At 71.8% G+C, this 18,881-nt stretch carries 14 protein-coding genes; 7 read left to right on the plus strand and 7 right to left on the minus strand.

Going from position 1 to position 18,881, the window contains the following annotated elements; translation table 11 throughout:
- Window positions 1-108: 108 nt before the first annotated feature.
- Together BT98_RS0113700 and BT98_RS0113705 are read left to right on the plus strand one after the other, a co-directional pair.
- A complete protein-coding gene (locus tag BT98_RS0113700; protein ID WP_019461848.1) occupies window positions 109-1,590 on the plus strand; it encodes a DASS family sodium-coupled anion symporter in 1,482 nt (493 codons plus the stop codon).
- Window position 1,591: 1 nt separating this feature from the next.
- Complete coding sequence (locus tag BT98_RS0113705; RefSeq protein ID WP_019461849.1) at window positions 1,592-2,536, plus strand: lactate/malate family dehydrogenase; 945 nt, start codon at window positions 1,592-1,594, stop codon at window positions 2,534-2,536.
- A 421-nt stretch (window positions 2,537-2,957) separates the two neighbouring features.
- On the opposite strand, the gene BT98_RS0113710 is transcribed toward BT98_RS0113705, so the two are convergent.
- Together BT98_RS0113710 and hemN are read right to left on the minus strand one after the other, a co-directional pair.
- Window positions 2,958-3,614, minus strand: coding sequence for an OmpW/AlkL family protein (locus BT98_RS0113710; protein WP_019461850.1), 657 nt, complete (start codon window positions 3,612-3,614; stop codon window positions 2,958-2,960).
- Between the two features lie 81 nt (window positions 3,615-3,695).
- Window positions 3,696-5,093 (minus strand): oxygen-independent coproporphyrinogen III oxidase, encoded by a 1,398-nt coding sequence (gene hemN / locus BT98_RS0113715; RefSeq protein WP_019461851.1) that lies wholly within the window; start codon window positions 5,091-5,093, stop codon window positions 3,696-3,698.
- Window positions 5,094-5,301: 208 nt separating this feature from the next.
- Between hemN and BT98_RS26185 the strand changes: the two genes are divergently transcribed.
- On the plus strand, window positions 5,302-5,850 hold the full coding sequence (locus BT98_RS26185) for a hemerythrin domain-containing protein (RefSeq protein WP_019461852.1): 549 nt from the start codon (window positions 5,302-5,304) through the stop codon (window positions 5,848-5,850).
- Window positions 5,851-5,870: 20 nt separating this feature from the next.
- On the opposite strand, the gene BT98_RS0113725 is transcribed toward BT98_RS26185, so the two are convergent.
- The 4 genes from BT98_RS0113725 to BT98_RS0113740 form a co-directional block, all read right to left on the minus strand.
- Window positions 5,871-6,668 carry a Crp/Fnr family transcriptional regulator gene (locus BT98_RS0113725; RefSeq protein ID WP_019461853.1) on the minus strand — a complete coding sequence of 266 codons (798 nt, stop codon included), beginning with the start codon at window positions 6,666-6,668 and terminating at the stop codon, window positions 5,871-5,873.
- Window positions 6,669-6,768: 100 nt separating this feature from the next.
- Window positions 6,769-6,888: a cytochrome bd-I oxidase subunit CydX gene (gene cydX, locus BT98_RS0113730; RefSeq protein WP_019461854.1), complete on the minus strand. Its 120-nt coding sequence runs from the start codon at window positions 6,886-6,888 to the stop codon at window positions 6,769-6,771.
- 12 nt (window positions 6,889-6,900) lie between these two features.
- The gene (cydB, locus tag BT98_RS0113735) at window positions 6,901-8,049 is read right to left on the minus strand and encodes a cytochrome d ubiquinol oxidase subunit II (RefSeq protein ID WP_019461855.1); all 1,149 of its coding nucleotides are present in this window, start codon (window positions 8,047-8,049) and stop codon (window positions 6,901-6,903) included.
- A gap of 13 nt (window positions 8,050-8,062) precedes the next feature.
- Entirely contained in the window at window positions 8,063-9,631 is a 1,569-nt protein-coding gene (locus BT98_RS0113740) for a cytochrome ubiquinol oxidase subunit I (protein ID WP_019461856.1), read from the minus strand.
- 160 nt (window positions 9,632-9,791) lie between these two features.
- On the opposite strand from BT98_RS0113740, the gene cydD reads away from it, so the two are divergent.
- The 4 genes from cydD (at window position 9,792) to def (ending at window position 16,515) form a co-directional block, all read left to right on the plus strand.
- Window positions 9,792-11,471: a thiol reductant ABC exporter subunit CydD gene (gene cydD / locus BT98_RS0113745; protein WP_019461857.1), complete on the plus strand. Its 1,680-nt coding sequence runs from the start codon at window positions 9,792-9,794 to the stop codon at window positions 11,469-11,471.
- Window positions 11,472-11,478: 7 nt separating this feature from the next.
- The gene (locus BT98_RS24385; protein ID WP_081798595.1) at window positions 11,479-13,227 is read left to right on the plus strand and encodes an ATP-binding cassette domain-containing protein; all 1,749 of its coding nucleotides are present in this window, start codon (window positions 11,479-11,481) and stop codon (window positions 13,225-13,227) included.
- A gap of 397 nt (window positions 13,228-13,624) precedes the next feature.
- Window positions 13,625-15,751 carry a TonB-dependent siderophore receptor gene (locus BT98_RS0113755; RefSeq protein ID WP_157223115.1) on the plus strand — a complete coding sequence of 709 codons (2,127 nt, stop codon included), beginning with the start codon at window positions 13,625-13,627 and terminating at the stop codon, window positions 15,749-15,751.
- Window positions 15,752-15,954: 203 nt separating this feature from the next.
- Complete coding sequence (gene def / locus BT98_RS0113760; protein ID WP_019461860.1) at window positions 15,955-16,515, plus strand: peptide deformylase; 561 nt, start codon at window positions 15,955-15,957, stop codon at window positions 16,513-16,515.
- A 31-nt stretch (window positions 16,516-16,546) separates the two neighbouring features.
- On the opposite strand, the gene BT98_RS28435 is transcribed toward def, so the two are convergent.
- Window positions 16,547-18,823, minus strand: coding sequence for a hybrid sensor histidine kinase/response regulator (locus BT98_RS28435; protein WP_126281889.1), 2,277 nt, complete (start codon window positions 18,821-18,823; stop codon window positions 16,547-16,549).
- Between the last annotated feature and the right edge of the window lie 58 nt (window positions 18,824-18,881).

Genomic DNA, 18,881 nt, shown 5'->3' on the forward strand with positions numbered 1-18,881 from the left:
ACTGCATGGTAAACATGCTTCACGGCCATGGAGAACTTCGGAAGTCATGTTGACCAATCCCGCCACGGGGTCAGCATGGCCCTGGCTGAACAAGACCGGGAGTCTTTCATGCTTCTCTCATCGCCGGCAGAACCGACCTCGAACCGAAAACTCGCCTTTCTTGCCTTCGCACTGATCGTCTATGGCGCCATCCTGATGCTGCCGACGCCCGCCGGCCTCACCGCCTCCGGGCAGGTGGCGCTCGGGCTGCTGGCGCTGGTGATCATCCTCTGGATCAGCGAATGCGTCTCGCCCGCCGCGAGTGCCATCGTGCTGACCGGCATGGCCGTGCTGGGGCTGATGGGGCATCCGCTGACCGAGGGCGGCGCGCCCATGACCTCCTCCAGCGCCCTCGCGGTGATGCTGACCGGATACTCGTCCTCCGCCGTGCTGCTGGTGGCGGGCGCGCTGTTCCTGGCGGTGGCGCTGAAGCTCACCGGCCTCGACCGCCGCGTCGCGTTGCTCGTCATGTCGAAGGTCGGCATCTCGCCTGCGCGGCTGATCATCGGCGCGATGATCGTGGGCTTCGTGCTGGCGCTGTTCATCCCCTCCGCCACCGCCCGCGTCGGCGCGGTGATCCCGATCATGGTGGGCATCGTCACCGCGCTTGGCCTGCCGGTGGCGAGCAGCCTGGGCGCCACGCTGATGATCGTCACCGCCATGATCTGCTCGGTCTTCAACATGGGCATCAAGACCGGCGCGGCGCAGAACCTGATCAGCCTGAGCTTCATGCAGGGCAGCTTCGGGGTGAACATCTCCTGGGGCCAGTGGTTCATCACCGCCCTGCCCTTCACCCTCGGCATGTGCGTGACGATGTTTGTCGTGGCGCTGCTGATCCTCCGGCCGCAGGTGCCCGAGGCTGGCGAGGCGCAGCGGCGGCTGCAGGCGGAGCTGGACGAGCTGGGCCCGGTGAGCCCCGCCGAGAAGCGGCTGATGCTGGTGGCGCTGCTGCTGCTCGTCCTCTGGTCCACCGAGGGCTGGCTGCATCCCCTCGACACCACCACCACCACGCAGCTCGGCATCGCCCTGCTGCTGATGCCGCGCATCGGCGTGATGAACTGGTCGCAGGCGGAGAAGCTGGTGCCCTGGGGCACGGTGGTGCTCTTCGCGGCGGGCATCTCGCTGGGCATCCTGCTGTCCCGCACCGGCGCCGCCGCCTGGCTGGCGGGGGTCACGCTCGGGCAGCTCGGCCTGGGCGGCATGGCCGTGGCCAATGTGGTGCTGGCGCTCTCGGTCTTCTCCGTCGTGCTGCACCTGGGCTTCGCCTCGGCGACCGGGCTGGCCAGCACGCTGATCCCGATCATGATCGCCTTCACCCAGACCCTGCCCTTCGGCCCGCAGGCGGCCTTCGGCATCGTGCTGATCCAGAGCTTCGTCGTGTCCTTCGGCTTCATCCTGCCGACCAACGCGCCGCAGAACATGCTCTGCTACGGCACCGGCGCCTTCAGCACGATCCAGTTCGCCAAGGTCGGCGTGGTGATGACCGTGGTGGGGCTCGCGCTGATCTGGCTGCTGTCCGTCACCCTCTGGCCGATGATGGGAGTGCTGTAGGATGCGCAAGGTCGGGATCATCGGCGCAGGGCTGGTCGGCGCCGCGGCGGGCTACCTCCTCGCCATCACGCCCGGGGTGCGGGAGATCGTGCTGGTCGATCTCGACCAGGCCCGCGCTCGCTCCGAGGCACAGGACATCGCCCATGCCGCCGCCTTCGGCGGCACGGCGCAGATCCGCGCGGGGGACTATGCCGACCTCGCCGGGGCGCAGGTGGTGGTGATCACCGCCGGCACCAGCCTGAAGCCGGGGCAGACGCGGCTGGACCTGCTTGCCGCCAATGTGCATGTCGTCTCGGCGGTGCTGGAGCGGGTCCTGAGGGTGGCACCGGAGACGGTGCTGCTCTTCGCCACCAACCCGGTGGACGTGATGCCCGCCATCGCGGTACGGCGCTTCGGCGTGCCGAAGGGCCGTGCCATCGGCACCGGCTGCGCGCTGGATTCCGCCCGCTTCCGCGACCGGCTGGCGCAGCATCTCGGCGTCTCGCCCGGCTCCGTACATGCCAATGTCCTGGGCGAGCACGGCGATTCCGAGGTTCTGCACTGGAGCGGCGCGCATGTGGCCGGAATGCCGCTGACGCTTTTCGCCGAGAAGCTGGGCCATCCCATCCCGCCCGAGGTGCAGGCCACCATCGCGCAGGAGGTCCGCACCTCCGCCTACCGCATCAAGGAAGGCAAGGGCGTGTCGAATTTCGGCATCGGCGGCTGCATCGCGCGCCTCACCCGCGCGCTGCTGAACGACGAGCATGTGCTGTTCAGCGTCTCGACCTTCATGGACGAGGTTCTGGGCGTGCCGGAGACCTGCATCTCGCTGCCGCATGTCCTGGGCGCGCAGGGGGCCTCGGCGCCGCTGCTGCCGCCACTGGATGCGCGGGAGAACCAGGAGCTCCGCCACAGCGCCGGGGTCCTGCACGACGCCATCCGGCACGGGCTGGCCGCCGCCGGCTGATCGTCCCGCGCCGCGCTTCACGCCCAGGGGGAAAGGCCCTGCCTGGCCTACGGCGTCGAGGCAGCGCCTCGACCCCCCGATACCCCCCATCCGCCAGGAACCTGGTCAAACGTATGGGCTTGACCCTGGACCTCCCGCTCGCTGCCGCTTTCTGACGCCGGATCGCGCCGGAGGGCCATGCCCTCCGGCGCGGTCAGGGTGTTCCACGCGTTTCCGGAGCCCCGCCTGTCCGCCCGGCCCCCGGAACCGGGCCACAGGGCGGCGGTCACCACGGACGCCAGCACAGGGGGTCCAGGGCGCGCAGCGTCCTGGCGGAGTGGGGGTTCCGGGGCGAGAGGCAGCGCCTCTCCCCCGGGGGCCGGCCACCGGCGCCACGCGGGACGTCTTGCCGGCAGGCCAGGAGCGAACCGCGGCGTGGCGGTCAGAAGCGGTAGCGGATGCCGGCGCCGACGATCCAGGGGTCGAGGTCCGCGCGGGCCATGATGGCGCCGCTGTTCACCGAGACGCGGGGATCGAGGAACAGCTTCTTCGCATCGACGTTGATCACCCAGCGCGGGCTGAGTTCGTAGTCGATGCCGGCGTTCAGCGCCCAGCCCCAGGCATTCTTCACCACCACCTTGTTCACCGGCGCGCTGAGGCTGCCGCCCTCGCCGTAGAAGACCGAGTAGTTCACGCCGACGCCGATATAGGGGCTGAAGCGGGAAGCCGGCAGCGGGTGGAACTGCGCCGTGACGGTCGGCGGCAGGATCCAGGCATGGCCAAGATCCAGGCCGCCGATGGCGGAGCCGCGCACGGACAGGTCATGCCGGGTGGTCGCGGCGATCGCGTTCACCGAGAAATAGGGCGTGAAGAAGTAGCTCAGATCGAGCTGCGGCGAGGCACTGTTGCTCGCATCCGGCTTGCCGCCGATCGCGTCCACATGGCCGCCCTTCTCCGGCAGGACGCCGATGGCGCCGAAGCCCAGGACCAGGTCGCCGGCCTGCTTGCCGCGCACCGGCTCCTGCTGCGCCAGGGCCGGCGTGGCCATCAGGCCCGCCGCCATCGCCACGGCCGAAACCATCCGAAAGGTCTTGTTCATCGTCTCTCTCGCATCGAAGCGGCGCAGTCACCGCATGAGTGTGTTCATAGGCGGGGGCGGCGCGGCATTCCTTGATCTGGATCACACCGCGGCGGAATGCCGCTTCGCACCGGGCGCGAGATAGGCGTCGAAGCAGGCCGCGACCTGCCGCACGAAGCGCCGCCCGGCGGGCAGCACCTCCAGCCGCGCACCCTCCCGCCGCACGAGGCCGTTGCAGCAGAGCGGCAGCATCCGCTCCAGCCCTTCGTCGAGGATGGCGCGCATCCCCGGCTCCGACTCCGCCTGCGCGTCGATGTCGAGGGCGAAGTCGCACATCAGGCGCTCGATCAGCGCGGCGCGCTGCCTGTCCTCCCGCGTCGCCGCCACGCCGCGCACGACCGGCAGGTGGCCAGCCTGGACCTGCTCGCGGTAGCGGCGCTCATCCGTCTCGTTCTGCGCATGGCCGCCCGGCAGGCTGCCGATCGCGGAAGGGCCGAGGCCCAGCAGCACCGGCGCGCGGTCGGTGGTGTAGCCCTGGAAGTTGCGGCGCAGGCTGCCCTCCCGCGCCGCCTGCGTGAGAGGGTCCCCGGGCAGGGCGAAGTGGTCCAGGCCCAGCGCCTCGTAGCCCATCCGCCGCAGCACCGCCTCGGCACGTTCCGCCTGCCCCAGCCGCGCGACCACGCCGGGCAGCAGCGTGGCGTCGATCGCCTGCTGGTGCGGCCGCATCCAGGGCACATGCGCGTAGCCGAAGACCGCGACCCGGTCAGCGCGGAGCCAGGCGGCGAAGCGGGCGCTGGCCTCCACATGCGCGATGGTCTGCCCCGGCAGCCCGTACATCAGGTCTAGGTTGATGCCGCCGATCCCCGCGGCGCGCAGCCACTTCATCGCGCGCGCGACCTGTTCCGCCGGCTGCGGCCGCCCGATCCTGGACTGGACCTCCGGCGCGATGTCCTGAACGCCCAGGCTTGCCCGGTTGAAGCCCATCCCGGCCAGGGCGCCGGCCAGCGCTTCGTCCAGCAGGCGCGGGTCGAGCTCGATCGCCAGCTCCGCATCGTCACGGATATGGAATCGCTCCCGCAGCGCCGCCAGCAGGGCGCCCAGCCCCTCCGCACCCAGGATCGAGGGGGTGCCGCCCCCCAGATGCAGGTGCGACACGCCGGCATGTGGCGGCAGCGACTCCGCCAGCAGCGCGACCTCGGCCAGAAGCGCCTCGGTATAGGCGCGGATGCGCGCCGCCGAACGGGTCGGCTTCGTGTGGCAGGCGCAGTACCAGCAGAGCTCCCGGCAGAAGGGCACGTGCACGTAGAGCGACAGCGTGTCGCCCGGCCGCACGCCCTGGCGGAGCCAGTCGCGGTAGCGGGCTTCCTCCAGCGCCCCGAACTGCGCGGCGGTGGGATAGCTGGTGTAGCGGGGCACCCTTGCCTCCGCGAGCGCGAGCAGCGCGCGGTCCTGGGAATGATCCTGGGTCAGGTGCTGGGCCATGTCGATGAAGCCGTCCATGGCGCGCCTCATGCGCCCGGGCACGCCGGCGCGCCTTGATCCAGCGCAAGGGAAGCCCCGGACCGTCATGCCCCGGAGCCATGGCGCCCCGGGGATGGCACTCCAGGTCACGAGATGCGGAGCATGGCCGATCGGGGCGCGGCCTTGATTGGTGTCAATGCCGGCCGCCGCCGCCGCCCCTATGACCGGCCCGGCAGGAGGGCCGAAGATGGTGGAGACGACACAGCCAGGGGCGCAGCTCTTCCGGCTCTGCGAGCGCTGGCAAGGGAGCCTGGACCAGCGCATCCGCGCCCTGGCCGTGGACCATGCCTCGCTGCGACAGCTCTGCGACCGGCTGGAACGGATCGCGGACCGGCTGCCGCATCTCCCGGAGATGGAGGAGAAGCAGGCCGTGAGCCGCGAGTTGCGCATCCTCGTGCCACGCCACCAGCAGCAGGAGCAGGCCCTGCTGGCCATGCTCTTTCCCGGGGCGGACGGCACGGCGCTGCGGCGCTGCGTCCTCGGCCGGATCAGGGGGCAGCACGCGCTGGACGAGCTGCATGCCAGGGACCTGGGCGGGCAACTCGATGCCGCCGTCCCCGGGGCGCTGGCCGGGGATGCCGAGGCGCTGGGCTATATGCTGCGCTGCTTCTTCGACGGCTACCGCCGCGCCCTGGCCTTCGAGGAACTGGCCATCCTGACCCTGGCGCGCGCGCGCCTCTCGCCCGCCACGGTGGCCATCCTCTCGGCCAGCCTGGAGGCCGATCCGCAGGCCTGACGGTCCGGGGCCGGCGGGACTCAGGCGGCCTCGGCGCGTTCCTCCAGCGCATCGCGGTCGCGGATGGTGACGAGGCGGCCGGCGGGCAGGTCGATCAGGCCGGCGCGCTTCAGCCGGGTCATCTGGCGGCTGACCGTCTCGATGGTCAGGCCCAGCACGTCGGCGATCTGTGCCCGGGTCAGCGGCAGGTCGAAGGTGACCGCCCGCCCGCCCCGCTCCTCCCCGGGGGCCAGATGCACCGACATGTCGAGAAGGAAGCTCGCCACCTTCTCCTCCGCCGTCTTGCGGCCGAGCAGAAGCATCCGGTTGCGGGCGTCGTCCAGCGCGGCCAGGGTGCGGCGGAGCAGCAGGCGCTCCATCCGGACATGCTCCTCCAGCGTCTCCTCGAAGGGCTTCCGGGGAAAGACGCAGAGCTGCGCATCGGTCAGGGCGGTGATCGTGTGCTCGGCGGATTCGGCGAAGGGGCGGCCCACGAAATCCGCCGGGTAGAGCAGGCCGACGATCTGTTCCCGCCCATCCGCCGTCGCCGCGCTGAGCTTGAGCACGCCGGACAGCAGGTTGGCGCAGAGCAGCGCCTCGTCCCCCGCCCAGAGCAGGGTCTGGCCCCGCTCCAGCTTCCGGTGGCGGCCGATGGCATTGAGGCTGCGCAGTTCCTCGTCGCTCAGGGAACCGCAGAGCGACTGGTCACGGACCTGGCAATCGGCACATGGACGGTGAATGGCGCAAGCCCCCCGGCTGGACCGCGGCAGTATAGCGGGGCCGGAAGGGCTTGTGAAAAGGAAGGCCCTGCCGGGAGCGCATGGCGCCCGGGCGGTCACCCCATACCGGCTCCCCAGGGGCTGGGGGCCGGCGGAAGGGGGCGGAGGCAGCGGAAGGCGGCCTTGCCGGCCGCCCCCGCCCCGTCCCGGGGATCCAGCCTCAGTGGGCCGGATGGATGTCGCTCTCGTCAGGCGGCAGGTGGAACTCCAGCCACATGCCGTTCAGCACCCCGAAGGTAACGGCCAGGCCGAGGCCCAGCACCCAGGCGAAATACCACATGGATCTTCGTCCTCAGTAGAAATGGGGATGGGCGGCGATGTCCTGGCTGGTCACCCGGCCCCAGAGCACCCGGTAGACCCAGGCGGTGTAGGCCAGCACGATCGGCAGGAAGATCACGGTCACCACCAGCATGATGAACAGGGTCCGGTGGGAGGAGGAGGCGTTCCAGACCGTCAGGCTGGAGGAGGCGTCCACCGAGCTCGGCAGGATGAAGGGGAACATCGACAAGCCCACCGTGCCGATGATGCCCAGCGTGGAGAGCGAGGAGCCGAGGAAGGCCGGCACCTCCTTGCGCCACAGGATGCCCAGCAGGGCCAGGACGGCGCCGCCGAAGCCCAGGGCGGGGGCGATCTTCATCCAGGGATAGGTGCTGTAGTTATCCAGCCAGGCGCCGGCCGCGGCGACGGTGCCGGAGCGCAGCGGGTTGGAGAAGCCGGCCGGGTCCACCACGCCGCTCGGGCGGAAGCCCATGTCGCCATAGGCGATGAAGGCGCCGCCGATGGCGAAGAGCAGGATCGAGGCCAGCGCCGCCACGGCGCCGAAGCGGCGGGCCCGGTCATGCACCGGCCCGTGCTCCAGCTTGACGCTCAGGAAGGAGGCGCCGTGCAGCACCACCATCGCCACCGAGAGCAGGCCGCAGACCAGGGTGAAGGGGGTGAAGAGGCCGAGCAGCGTGCCGTCGTAGAAGGCGCGCAGGTCGCCATCCAGCCGGAAGGGCACGCCGCGCAGCACGTTGCCCACCGCCACGCCGAAGACCAGGGCCGGGACGAAGCCGCCGATGAACAGCGCCCAGTCCCAGCGCTCCCGCCAGGCGGCGCCGGGGCGCTTGGAGCGGTACTTGAAGCCGACGGGCCGCAGGATCAGCGCCGCCAGCACCAGGAACATGGCGAGGTAGAAGCCGGAGAAGCTGACGGCGTAGACGAAGGGCCAGGCGGCGAAGATCGCGCCGCCGCCCAGGATGAACCAGACCTGGTTGCCTTCCCAGGTCGGGCCCACGGTGTTGATCACCATGCGCCGCTCCACATCCGTGCGGGCGACGAAGGGCAGCATGGCGGCGACGCCCATGTCCCAGCCGTCGGTGAGGGCGAAGCCGATGAGCAGCACGCCCATCAGCCCCCACCAGATCACCCGCAGGGTCGCATAATCGAGGGGAAATTCCATGACCCGTCCTCCTTCAGGCGGTCATCGGCGACGCGGGCAGCGTGCCGGGCTGGGGCTGCGGGTCCTCATGCCCCGCATAGGGTCCGCGGCGGACGGTGCGCAGGATCAGGCTGACCTCGATCACCGCCAGGGTGCCGTAGAGCAGGGTGAAGCCCACGAGCGTGGTCCAGAGCGCGGCGCGGGAGAGCGAGGAGACGCCGAGCGCGGTCGGCAGCACGCCCTCGATCGCCCAGGGCTGGCGGCCCATCTCGGCGATGATCCAGCCCAGTTCCACCGCCAGCCAGGGCAGCGGGATGGCCAGCACGCAGAGCCGGAGGAACCAGCGCTGGTCGAAGCGGCGCATCGAGCAGAGCACGAAGGCCGTGGCGAAGAGCGCGATCATGGCGAAGCCGATCCCGGCCATGATGCGGAAGCTCCAGAACATCAGCGGCACGCTCGGCACGGTGTCCCAGGCCGCCTGTTCGACCTGCGCCGGCGTCGCCTGGCGGGGGTCGTCCACATAGCGCTTCAGCAGCAGCCCGTAGCCCAGGTCACGCCCGTGCTGGGCGAAGACCGCGCGGGCCGCGGCGTCCTTCGGATCCTGCTTCAGCACCTGCACGGCGCCATAGGCGATCTGGCCGGAGGCGATGCGCTCCTGCGCCAGCAGCACCAGCTCCGACATGCCCGTCACCTGCTTGTCCAGGCTGCGGGTGGCGATCAGCCCCAGCACCCAGGGGATCTGCACGGAATAGTCGGTGCGGCGCTCGGCGAAGTTCGGCATGCCGAAGAGGGTGAGCCCGGCGGGCGATGCCTCGGTGTGCCAGGCGGCCTCGATGGCGGCCAGCTTCATCTTCTGGTTGTCGGTGAGCGCGTAGCCGGACTCGTCGCCCAGCACCACGACCGAGAGCGAGGAGGCGAGGCCGAAGGCCGCCGCCACCGCCATGGAGCGCCGCGCGAATCCGGCATGCCGGTTGCGCAGCAGGTAGAAGGCGGAGATGCCCAGCACCGCCACCGAGGCGATGACATAGCCGGCGGAAACGGTGTGGACGAACTTGGCCTGCGCGATCGGGTTGAGGAGCACGGACATGAAGTCCACGACCTCCATGCGCATGGTCTCCGGGTTGAAGGCCGCGCCGACCGGGTTCTGCATCCAGCCGTTGGCGATCAGGATCCACAGCGCCGAGAGGTTGGTGCCCAGCGCCACCATGAAGGTGACGAAGAGGTGCCCGATCCGGCTCAGCCGGTCCCAGCCGAAGAACATCAGCCCGACGAAGGTGGCCTCCAGGAAGAAGGCCATCAGCCCCTCGATCGCCAGCGGGGCGCCGAAGATGTCGCCCACATAGTGCGAGAAGTAGGACCAGTTCGTGCCGAACTGGAACTCCATCGTCAGCCCGGTGGCGACGCCGAGCACGAAGTTGATGCCGAAGATCGTGCCCCAGAACTGCGTGATGGTGCGCCAGATGGGACGCCCGGTCATCACGTAGACGCTCTCCATGATGACCAGCATGAAGGAGAGGCCCAGCGTCAGGGGCACGAAGAGGAAGTGGTACAGCGCGGTCAGCGCGAACTGCAGTCGCGATAGGTCGACGACACCCGGATCCATGGCTTGCTCCGCCGTTTGGGCGCCGCGCCCGGCCCGGACTCCGCCAGGAGCCGCAAGGGGCGGCACGGTTCGCCTCATGCGGCTCCCTAGGCCGGTGCGGGGCATACCCGCCTTGACCTTGATCAAGGCTCCGCGAGCGGCGCCATGCGAGACCGCCGCCATGCCGCACCCCGCCCCCGACAGGCAGAGCGCCACCCGCCGCCGCGCCTGGCTCCGCGCCGCCAGCCGCGAAGGCGGCCGCTGGAACGCCCTCGCCGCCTTGCTCCTCTGCCTCGACGGCCTTGCCGCCATCGGCTTCGCCGCCGCGCTGGCGGGCGGGCTGGTGTCGCTGCCGCGTGGCCTCGCCGCCGCCGCGCCCTGGCTGCTGCTGGGCCTTGGCGCGGCGCTGGGGCGCGGGCTGCTCGCCCGGCTCTCGCTGCAGGCCGGGGCGCGGGCGGCGCGGCGGGCCAAGACGGCTCTGCGGCGGCGCGTCGTGGTGGCGAGCCTCGCCATCCCCGCCGGAGAGCGCCCGGCCAGCGGCGCCCTGCTGAACGCGGCGGTGGACGAGGTGGAGACGCTGGACGGCTACCTCGCCCGCTTCCTGCCCGCGCGCCACGCGGCGGCGCTGGTGCCCTTCCTGGTCCTGCTCGCCGCCGCCTGGGCCAGCCCGGTCAGCGCGGGCATCCTCCTGCTCACCCTGCCGCCCTTCATCCTCGCCCTGGCCCTGGCCGGCGGCGCCGCGGCGGATGCGCAGCGGCGGCAGTTCTCCGCCCTGTCACGCCTGTCGGAGCTCTTCGCCGACCGGGTGCGGGCGCTGCCGGTGCTGCTGGCCTTCGGCGCGGAGGAGCGCGAGGCCACGCGCCTCGGCACCGCCGCCGAGGAGCTGCGCCGCCGCACCGTGGGCGTGCTGCGCGTCGCCTTCCTGTCCTCCGGCGCGCTGGAGTTCTTTGCCGCCCTCTCGGTGGCACTGGTCGCGGTCTATGCGGGCTTCAACCTGCTCGGCCTGCTGCCGGTGAAGGTGCCGGGAACGCTGACCCTGGCGGAAGCCTTCTTCGTCCTGGCCTTGGCGCCGGAATTCTACGCCCCGATGCGCCGCCTTGCCGCCGCCTATCACGAGAAGCAGGCCGCCGAGGTCGCCGCCGACCGGCTTTCGGCGCTGGAGGCCATGGCGAAGGCCCCGGCCGCCCAGGCCGCGCCGCTGCGCCAGGCTCCGGCGATCCGCTTCCGGGATGTCACGGTCCGTTATCCCGGCGAGGACCGGCCGGCCCTGTCCGGCTTCAGCCTGGACATTGCCCCCGGCGAGACGGTGGCGCTGCTCGGGCCGAGCGGCGCGGGCAAGAGCACGGTGCTGAACCTGCTGCTGGGCCTGGCGCCGCTGAGCGAGGGGGAGGTGCTGGTGGACGGGCTCGCTTTGTCGGAGGCGGGCTCCTTCGCACCCTCGGTGGCCTGGATGGGGCAGGCGCCGCTGATCGTGCCGGGCAGCCTGGCCGAAAACATCGCCCTGTCGCGCCCCGGCGTGCCGGTGCCGGAACTGGTGCCCGCCATCACCACGGCGGCGGAACAGGCCGGACTCGGCATGCTGCTGGCCCGGCGCGAGGGCGGGCCGGCGGCGCGGCTGGACGAGCGCGGCAGTGGCCTTTCCGGCGGCGAGCGGCGGCGCATCGCCCTGGCCCGCGCCCTGCTGAAGCCGGCACCGGTGCTGCTGCTGGACGAGCCCACCGCGCATCTCGACGCTGCCTCGGAGGCGGCGCTGATCGAGACCATCCGGCGCGCCACCGCAAAGGGCGGCCGCACCACCCTGATCGCCACCCATTCCGGGCGCCTGGCGGCCGTCGCCGACCGCGTCCTGCGCCTGAGCTGAGCCCGCCATGACCAAGCTCCACGCCCTGCCGCCAGGCGATGCCGCCGTACCGGCCCCCAGGGCCGCGCCCCCTGCCCCGGCGCCAGTCCCGCCCGTCGCGGGCAGCCCGCTCCGCGCGATCCTTGGCGCGGAATGCCGGCGCCAGCGGCCCCGGCTGTTGCTGGCCGGCTTCCTCGCCGCCCTGGTCGCGGCCGCCTCGGTGACGCTGCTGGGCCTGTCCGGCTGGTTCATCACCGCCGCCGCCCTGGCCGGGCTGGGCGGGCCGGCGGTGGCGCAGGGCTTCAACTACATGCTGCCCAGCGCCGCCATACGCCTGCTTGCCATTCTGCGCACCGGCGGCCGCTATGGCGAAAGGCTGGTCGGGCACGATGCCGCGCTGCGTGCCCTGGCGCGCTTGCGTCCGGCCCTGTTCCGCGCCCTGGCCGCCTCGCCCCCCGCCACCGCCCTGGCACTGTCCACCGGAGAGGCCACGGCGCGCGTGGTGGGCGACGTGGATGCGCTGGAGGCCGACCTGGTGCGCCGTTCCGCGCGCTGGGGGCTCTGGGCCTCGCTGCTTTCCGGCACGGCGCTGCTGCTGTTGGCCGGGACCGGCCCCGCCCTGGCGGCGGCCCTGGTGCTGGGCCTGACCGTCGCCGCCGCGCGGCGGCTGGCCACGCATCTGGCGGAACGCGGGCGGGAGGCCCAGCGCGCGGCCGGCGGGCTGAAGGAGGAGCTGGCCACCCTGCTGGCCGCAGCCACGGAACTGCGCGCGCATGGGCTGGAGGACTGGGCCGCCGAGCGGATCGCCCGACGTGGCGCGGCGCTGGGCGCGGCGCAGCAGCGTGCCGCTGCCGGGGCGGGGTGGTTCGAGCTGCTCCAGGCCGGGGCGACCGGAACGGCCGCCGTCGCCGCCCTGACCCTGGCGGGGTCCGGCGACATGCCCGTGGGCGACCTGCCGATGGCGGCCCTGGCGGCGCTGGGCGCGGCGATGGTGGTCGATGGCGCGGCGGGTTTCGTCCGCGGGCTGGAACGCCAGGGCAGCGTCGCCGAGGCGGAGGCCCGGCTCGACGCGATGCTGGCCCCCGCCGGGGAAGAAGCCCCGGCGGGCCGCGTCCTGGCCTATCCGCCCTCGATCCGCTTCGCTGGGCAGGCTCTGGTGCTGCTGCCCCCCGGCTGCGTCGCCGGGATCACCGGTCCCTCCGGCTGCGGCAAGACCACGCTGCTGGAGACCCTGCTGCGCCTGCGCGACCCGGAGCCGGGCCGGATCTTCCTGGGCGGCGTCGATCTGGCGGAGCTGGATGCCGCGACCGCCCGGCGCTGCTTCTCGCTGCTGCCGCAGGATGCGGCGCTCCTGGCCGGCAGCGTGCGGGACAACCTGCTGCTTGCCGATCCGGAGGCGGAGGAGGCGCGGCTCTGGCAGGCGCTGCACGATGCCGGGCTGGACGAGCGCGTGGCGCGGCTTCCCGGCGGGCTCGATGGCTGGTTGGGGGAGAACGGGGCCCGGCTGTCGGGCGGCGAGCGGCGCCGCCTGGGCCTGGCCCGCGCGCTGCTGCGGCCGGCGCCCTGGCTGCTGCTGGACGAGCCCACCGAGGGGCTGGACTCGGATACCGAGGCGCTGGTCCTGCGGCGGCTGGCGGCCCGCCTCGCCCGGGATGGGCAGGGCGCGCTGATCGTCACGCACCGGCCAGCCCCGCTGGCCCTGTGCCGGAGAATCATCCCGCTCGGCAGCTCCCCCGGAACTCCGGCTGCGGCAGGGCGTCCGGGCCTGCCGCTCTGACGGCTCCGGGGCCTGGGTCCTGGCCGGCGTGCCAGGTGACGATGCCCACGGGACGATACCCACAGGGGGGTGACAGAGGCAGGACTTGCAGCCGGATGGACTGCTGCCGCGCCCCTGTCCCAGCCGTCATCAATCCTCCAGATGGTGTGTCATTTCCACCATGGTCCACCAGGAAATCCGGGGGCCGGGCGTGTCCCACGCCGAATAACTTCCCTTTCGCCTGTCCTGCCACTAAGAGGCGCTCGCAATTCGGGATGGAACCCTCCGCCCGCCCCCCCCAAAATCAGAGACCTCTCCCATGGCGCATCCCGCCCGACATGCGTTTCGGCCCCTGCTGCGCCTTCTCGGCACGACCGCCTTGGTCCCGGTGGCCCTTGCCGTCTGCGCCCCGGTTGCGATGGCCCAGACGGGCCAGAGCCAGGCCGGTGACGGCAGTGCCAGCGGCACGACCGTCCTGCCGACGGTGAGCGTGCAGGGCGCCAGCCAGAACCCGCTGGCGCCGGTGGACGGCTATGTCGCCACGCGCAACCTCGCCGGCAGCAAGACCGACACGCCACTGGTGGAGGTGCCGCAATCCGTCTCGGTGGTGACGCGCGACGCGATCGACCAGCGGCAGGCGCAGAATCTCGGCGAGGCGCTGCGCTATTCCGCCGGCATCCGGCCGGAGCAGTACGGCTTCGACTCCCGCGCCGACTGGGTGCAGATCCGCGGCTTCGAGGCGACCGACACCAGCCAGTTCCTGAACGGGCTGCGCTTCAACCCGGGCTATACGGCCGGTGTCTTCGAGACCTATGGGCTGGAGCGCTACGAGATCCTGCGCGGCCCCTCCTCCGTGCTCTACGGCCAGATGGCGCCGGGCGGGCTGATCAACATGGTGCAGCGCCACCCGACCGACACGGCGCGGGGCGAGGTGCGGCTGACCGCCGGCACGCAGAACATCCGGCAGCTCGCCTTCAACACCAGCGGCCCGCTGACGGCGGACGGGACGTGGAGCTACGCCCTCACCGGCGTCGGGCGGCTGGCCGACCTGGACGTGCAGAACAGCGACAACGACCGGCTCTTCCTGGCCCCGGCGCTGACCTGGAGGCCCACCGGGGACACCCGCTTCACGCTGCTGCCCTACTACCAGCGCGACAGGACCATCGGCGCCCAGTTCCTGCCCTATCTCGGCACCGTGCAGCGCAGCGCCTTCGGCCGCGTCTCGCGCAGCCTGAACCTGGGCGAGGACGGCTTCGACAAGTACGACCGCACGCAGTACGGCATCGGGTACGAGTTCGAGCACCGCTTCAACGACGTCTTCTCCTTCACCCAGAACGCCCGCTACGCGCATGTCGGCGTGAACTGGAAGCAGGTCTATGGCGGCGGCCTCCTCGCCGGCAGCGAGCGGCTGCTGAACCGCTACGCCTATGACGAGCAGTACAGCTTCGACACCTTCCAGGTGGACAACCGCGGCCAGGCGCGCTTCGACACCGGCCCGCTGCAGCACACGCTGCTCGGCGGCTTCGACTACCAGCACACCAGCTACAAGAGCGTGGCGGCCTTCGCCACCGCCAGCCCGCTCGACCTCTACGCGCCCGTCTATGGCAGCGGCATCCCGAACCTGGGCAGCCCCTACCAGAACCGGCTGCAGGGCATCGACCAGTACGGCCTCTATGGCCAGGACCAGATCCGCTACGGGCGCTTCGTGGCGACGCTGGGGGTCCGGCACGACTGGGTGGACACGAACACCAAGAACCGCGCCTACGGCTTCACCAGCGAGAGCAAGGAGGACACCGACACCACCTGGAGGGCGGGCATCACCTACCTCGCCGAGAACGGCCTCGCGCCCTATTTCTCCTACAGCACCTCCTTCCTGCCGCAGGCGGGCAGCTTTTCCCCGGCGCGCGGCAACGGCACCTTCGATCCCACGACCGGCGAGCAGTACGAGGTGGGCATCAAGTACCAGCCGAACGGGCTGAACAGCTTCGTCCAGGTCTCGGCCTTCCACATCACCCAGAGCAAGGTCCTGACCACCGACCCGGACAACGTGCTGTACCAGGTGCAGACCGGCCGCATCCGCGTGCGCGGCGTGGAGGCCGAGGGCGTGGCCAGCCTGGGCAACGGGCTGAACCTGATCGGCTCGATCACCTATCTGGACCCGGAGATCACCCGCGACACGGTGGCGAGCAATGTCGGCAACCGGCCGCTCGGCGTCTCCAAGTTCACCGCCGGGCTCTATGCCGACTACAGCTTCGGCGAGGGCCGGGGCGCGATGAGCGGCGTGGGCCTGGGCGCGGGCGTGCGCTTCGTCGGCAACACCGCCGTGGACAACGCCAACTCGGCGGTGGTGCCCTCGGTGACGCTGTTCGATCTCGCGGCCCGCTATGACCTCGGGCAGCTCGCCTCGAACCTGAAGGGCTTCCAGGCACTGCTGAACATCAACAACGTGGCCGACAAGCGCTACGTCGCCCGCTGCACCAGCGAGTCCTCGTGCTTCTACGGCAACAGCCGCACCATCCTGGGCTCGCTCGCCTACCGCTGGTAGGGCGAGCGGCGGCGGCGCTTCCCCCGCAGGGGAGAGCGGCCGCCGCGGCTTCCGCACCGCCCTGTCCGGCGTGGCGAGCGCCGGGCGGCCAGTCGCGGCCGGCAGGGCTCCGCACCACCTTGCATCCGGCGGCACACGGGACCATCACAGCCATGTCCCGGCCGGCGGCGCCCCGGCCCCATCCCCTGGAAGGGAGACCGGCCATGGCCATCCTGAAGATCGCCCGCATGGGCCATCCCGTGCTGCTGGAACGCTGCGAACCCGTGTCCGACCCGGGCGCGCCGGAGATCCGCCGCCTGGTGCGGGACATGTTCGAGACGATGGAGGACGCGCCGGGTGCGGGTCTCGCCGCGCCGCAGGTGCATGTGCCGCTGCGCCTCTTCGTCTTCCGCGTCCTGCCGTCGCGCAGCAGCGGCGCGCCGGACGACACGGCGGCCGGCAACACGGTCCTGATCAACCCGGTGGTGGAGCCCGTCGGCGAGGAGAAGCACCTGCGGTGGGAGGGCTGCCTCTCCATCCCCGGCCTGCGCGCCGCCGTGCCCCGCTACCGGCGCGTCCGCTACACCGGCACGGATTGCGATGGCCGCACCGTCTCGGCCGAGGTGGAAGGCTTCCATGCCGGCGTCGTGCAGCACGAGAACGACCACCTGGACGGCATCCTCTACCCGATGCGGATGACGGATTTCGGCCTGATGGGCTTCAACGAGGAGATCGCGCGCTTCTCCGGCCAGCCCGGCGCCGCGCCGCCCCCGGCCCGCGGATAGTTCCCACCTGCCGGAGCAGCCGGGCCGTCATTCAGGGAGCGGTTTCCGGCTGGGCGGCGAGCAGGCCGGCGATGGCGGCGGCGATCTGTTCCACGGTGACGGGCTTGCGCAGGATGGCGAAGGGGCCGCCCGCCCTCGCCTCCGCCAGATCGTCCTCCGCGGCCTCGCCGGCGAAGCCGGTGACCAGCAGCACGCCCAGCCCCGGACGCCGCAGGCGGGCCCGGCGCGCCAGTTCCAGCCCGTTCATGCCGGGCATGGCCAGATCGGTGACCAGCAGTTCAGCCCGTGGCAGCGCCGGGGAGGCCAGCGCCTCGGCACCGCTGCCGGCCGCGCTGACATGGAAGCCGCATTCCGCCAGCGCATCCGACAGGAGTTCACGGAGCGCGGCCTCGTCCTCCACCAGCAGCACGGAACGGCGCCCGCCGGCCTGGCTGTCAGACGTCTCGCCGGCGGGCACGGTCCCGGCCCGCGCCGCCGGGGCGGCCCGGGGCAGGTCGGCGGCCGCGTCCTCCCGGACCGGCAGGGGCAGCCAGAGCGTGACCGTGGTGCCCTGGCCCGGCGTGCTGGCGATGACGAGGGCGCCCCCGGACTGCTCCGCGAAGCCCTTGGCCATGGACAGGCCGAGGCCGGTGCCCTGCCCCTTGGGCTTGGTGGTGAAGAAGGGTTCCGTCGCCCGCGACAGCGTCGCCGGGTCCATGCCGTTCCCCGTGTCGGAAACGGTCAGGCGCAGGTAGGACGCGGCCGCCGTCTCCTGGTCCGGCGCCTGCCCGCCCCCATCCTGGGGCGCCCCGGACAGCGGAGGGAGCGGCGGCGCCTCGCCTTCCGGGGCACGCGAGGCGGCGAAGCGGAGCGTCCCGCCCCTGGGCATCGCATCCCGCGCATTGGTGGCCAGGTTGATCAGCACCGCCTCCAGCTGCGAACGGTCCGCGCACAGCACCGGCAGGCGGGGCTCCACCTCCACGACGATGCGCAGCCCCGGTCCCAGCGTGTGCCGCAGGATCTCGACCAGGTCGGCCAGCAGAGCCTCGACCGCCACGCTCTCGCTGCGAAGCTCGTCCTTGCGGGCGAAGGCGAGCAGGCGGCGCGTCACCGCCGCCCCGCGCTCCGCGGCCTCGCCCATCATCGCCGCCAGCTTCTCCACCGCCTGCGGATCGCCGGCACGGCGGCGGATCAGGTTCGCGCCCCCGGCGATGGCCTGCAGCACGTTGTTGAAGTCGTGCGCCACACCGCCGGCAAGCTGTCCCAGCGCCTCCAGCTTCTGCGCCTGCCTTAGCTGCTCCTCGGCGCTGCGCCGCCCCTGCTCGGCCGTCTCGCGTGCCGCCATGGCCTCCGCCATGCGGCTATAGAGGCGGAAGCGCCCGGCGACGAAGGTGGCGATGAGCAGGAGCGTCACGGCGATCAGCATCGCCGAGACGATCAGGATGCCGGCATCGATGCGCCAGCGGGCCAGCACCGCCTGCGTGGTCCGGCTGATGCTGACCACCACGGGCTGGGTCTGCAACCGTGTCGCTGCCACGAGGTGGTGCCGGCCATCCACCGGGTTGCGCAGTTCCTCCACCTGGCGTTCACCCGGCCGCATGCCGGCCGGCAGGTCCATGCCCTGTGTGCCGGCGGGAAGCGACGGATGCCGCAGCAGCAGGGCCCCGTCGTCGCGCCACAGGGCGATGCGCGTATCCTTGGGCATCCTCAGATCGGCATAGAGGCGATCGAAGTACTGCAGGTTCATGGCCCCGAGCACCAGGCCCAGGAACTGTCCCTCCGCCGAGGAGATCCGGCGGGCCAGGTAGACGGTCGGGCTGCCATTCCCCCGGTTCTCGACCGGCAGGCCGATGAAGGTCAGCCGCGAGGAATCGGTGCTCAGCACCTTGAAGTAGTCGCGGTCGGCGACGTTGACCGGGGGCACCGGCTGGTAGCGGGAAAAGTTCAGCAGCCGCCCGTCCCGGGCGATGATGGTCACGGCATCGAGCTGCGGGATGCCCGAGATCCGCGCCACCAGCATCCCGAAGACTTCCGGCGCCGTGGCGCGTCTGTCGAACTCCTCGGCACTCTGCAACTGGCCGTCCCGCAGGTCCCCGGCCACGCCGTTCACCACGAGCTCCACGCTCTGGAGGGCGCGGTCCGACTGTTCCGCCAGCAGGGTGTCGAGCGCGGCCAGATTCGCCTTGGCCGTCGCCAGCGCGCTGGTGCGCAGATGCATCGCCGTCAGCCCGGCACCGGCCAGGATGGCCACCGCCGCCAGCAGCCCGGTCGCGCGGACGAAGCGGACCATGCCGCCGGACCGGCCAAGGAAGGAGGAGGGGCTCTTCAAGCCCCGCCCCGCCAAGCACCGGGGCGGCCATGCGGCGATCCGCGCACCGGCCGGTCCA

It is taken from the genome of Roseomonas mucosa ATCC BAA-692, from assembly GCF_000622225.1.
GTDB classification, from domain to species: domain Bacteria; phylum Pseudomonadota; class Alphaproteobacteria; order Acetobacterales; family Acetobacteraceae; genus Roseomonas; species Roseomonas mucosa.

What these genes read in the sequence shown, in the direction of transcription:
- BT98_RS0113700 (WP_019461848.1), top strand. Translation starts at nt 109, where the DNA reads ATGCTTCTCTCATCGCCGGCAGAACCGACCTCGAACCGAAAACTCGCC.
- BT98_RS0113705 (WP_019461849.1), top strand. Translation starts at nt 1,592, where the DNA reads ATGCGCAAGGTCGGGATCATCGGCGCAGGGCTGGTCGGCGCCGCGGCG.
- BT98_RS0113710 (WP_019461850.1), bottom strand. Translation starts at nt 3,614, where the DNA reads ATGAACAAGACCTTTCGGATGGTTTCGGCCGTGGCGATGGCGGCGGGC.
- hemN (WP_019461851.1), bottom strand. Translation starts at nt 5,093, where the DNA reads ATGGACGGCTTCATCGACATGGCCCAGCACCTGACCCAGGATCATTCC.
- BT98_RS26185 (WP_019461852.1), top strand. Translation starts at nt 5,302, where the DNA reads ATGGTGGAGACGACACAGCCAGGGGCGCAGCTCTTCCGGCTCTGCGAG.
- cydX (WP_019461854.1), bottom strand. Translation starts at nt 6,888, where the DNA reads ATGTGGTATTTCGCCTGGGTGCTGGGCCTCGGCCTGGCCGTTACCTTC.
- cydB (WP_019461855.1), bottom strand. Translation starts at nt 8,049, where the DNA reads ATGGAATTTCCCCTCGATTATGCGACCCTGCGGGTGATCTGGTGGGGG.
- BT98_RS0113740 (WP_019461856.1), bottom strand. Translation starts at nt 9,631, where the DNA reads ATGGATCCGGGTGTCGTCGACCTATCGCGACTGCAGTTCGCGCTGACC.
- cydD (WP_019461857.1), top strand. Translation starts at nt 9,792, where the DNA reads ATGCCGCACCCCGCCCCCGACAGGCAGAGCGCCACCCGCCGCCGCGCC.
- BT98_RS24385 (WP_081798595.1), top strand. Translation starts at nt 11,479, where the DNA reads ATGACCAAGCTCCACGCCCTGCCGCCAGGCGATGCCGCCGTACCGGCC.
- BT98_RS0113755 (WP_157223115.1), top strand. Translation starts at nt 13,625, where the DNA reads ATGGCCCAGACGGGCCAGAGCCAGGCCGGTGACGGCAGTGCCAGCGGC.
- def (WP_019461860.1), top strand. Translation starts at nt 15,955, where the DNA reads ATGGCCATCCTGAAGATCGCCCGCATGGGCCATCCCGTGCTGCTGGAA.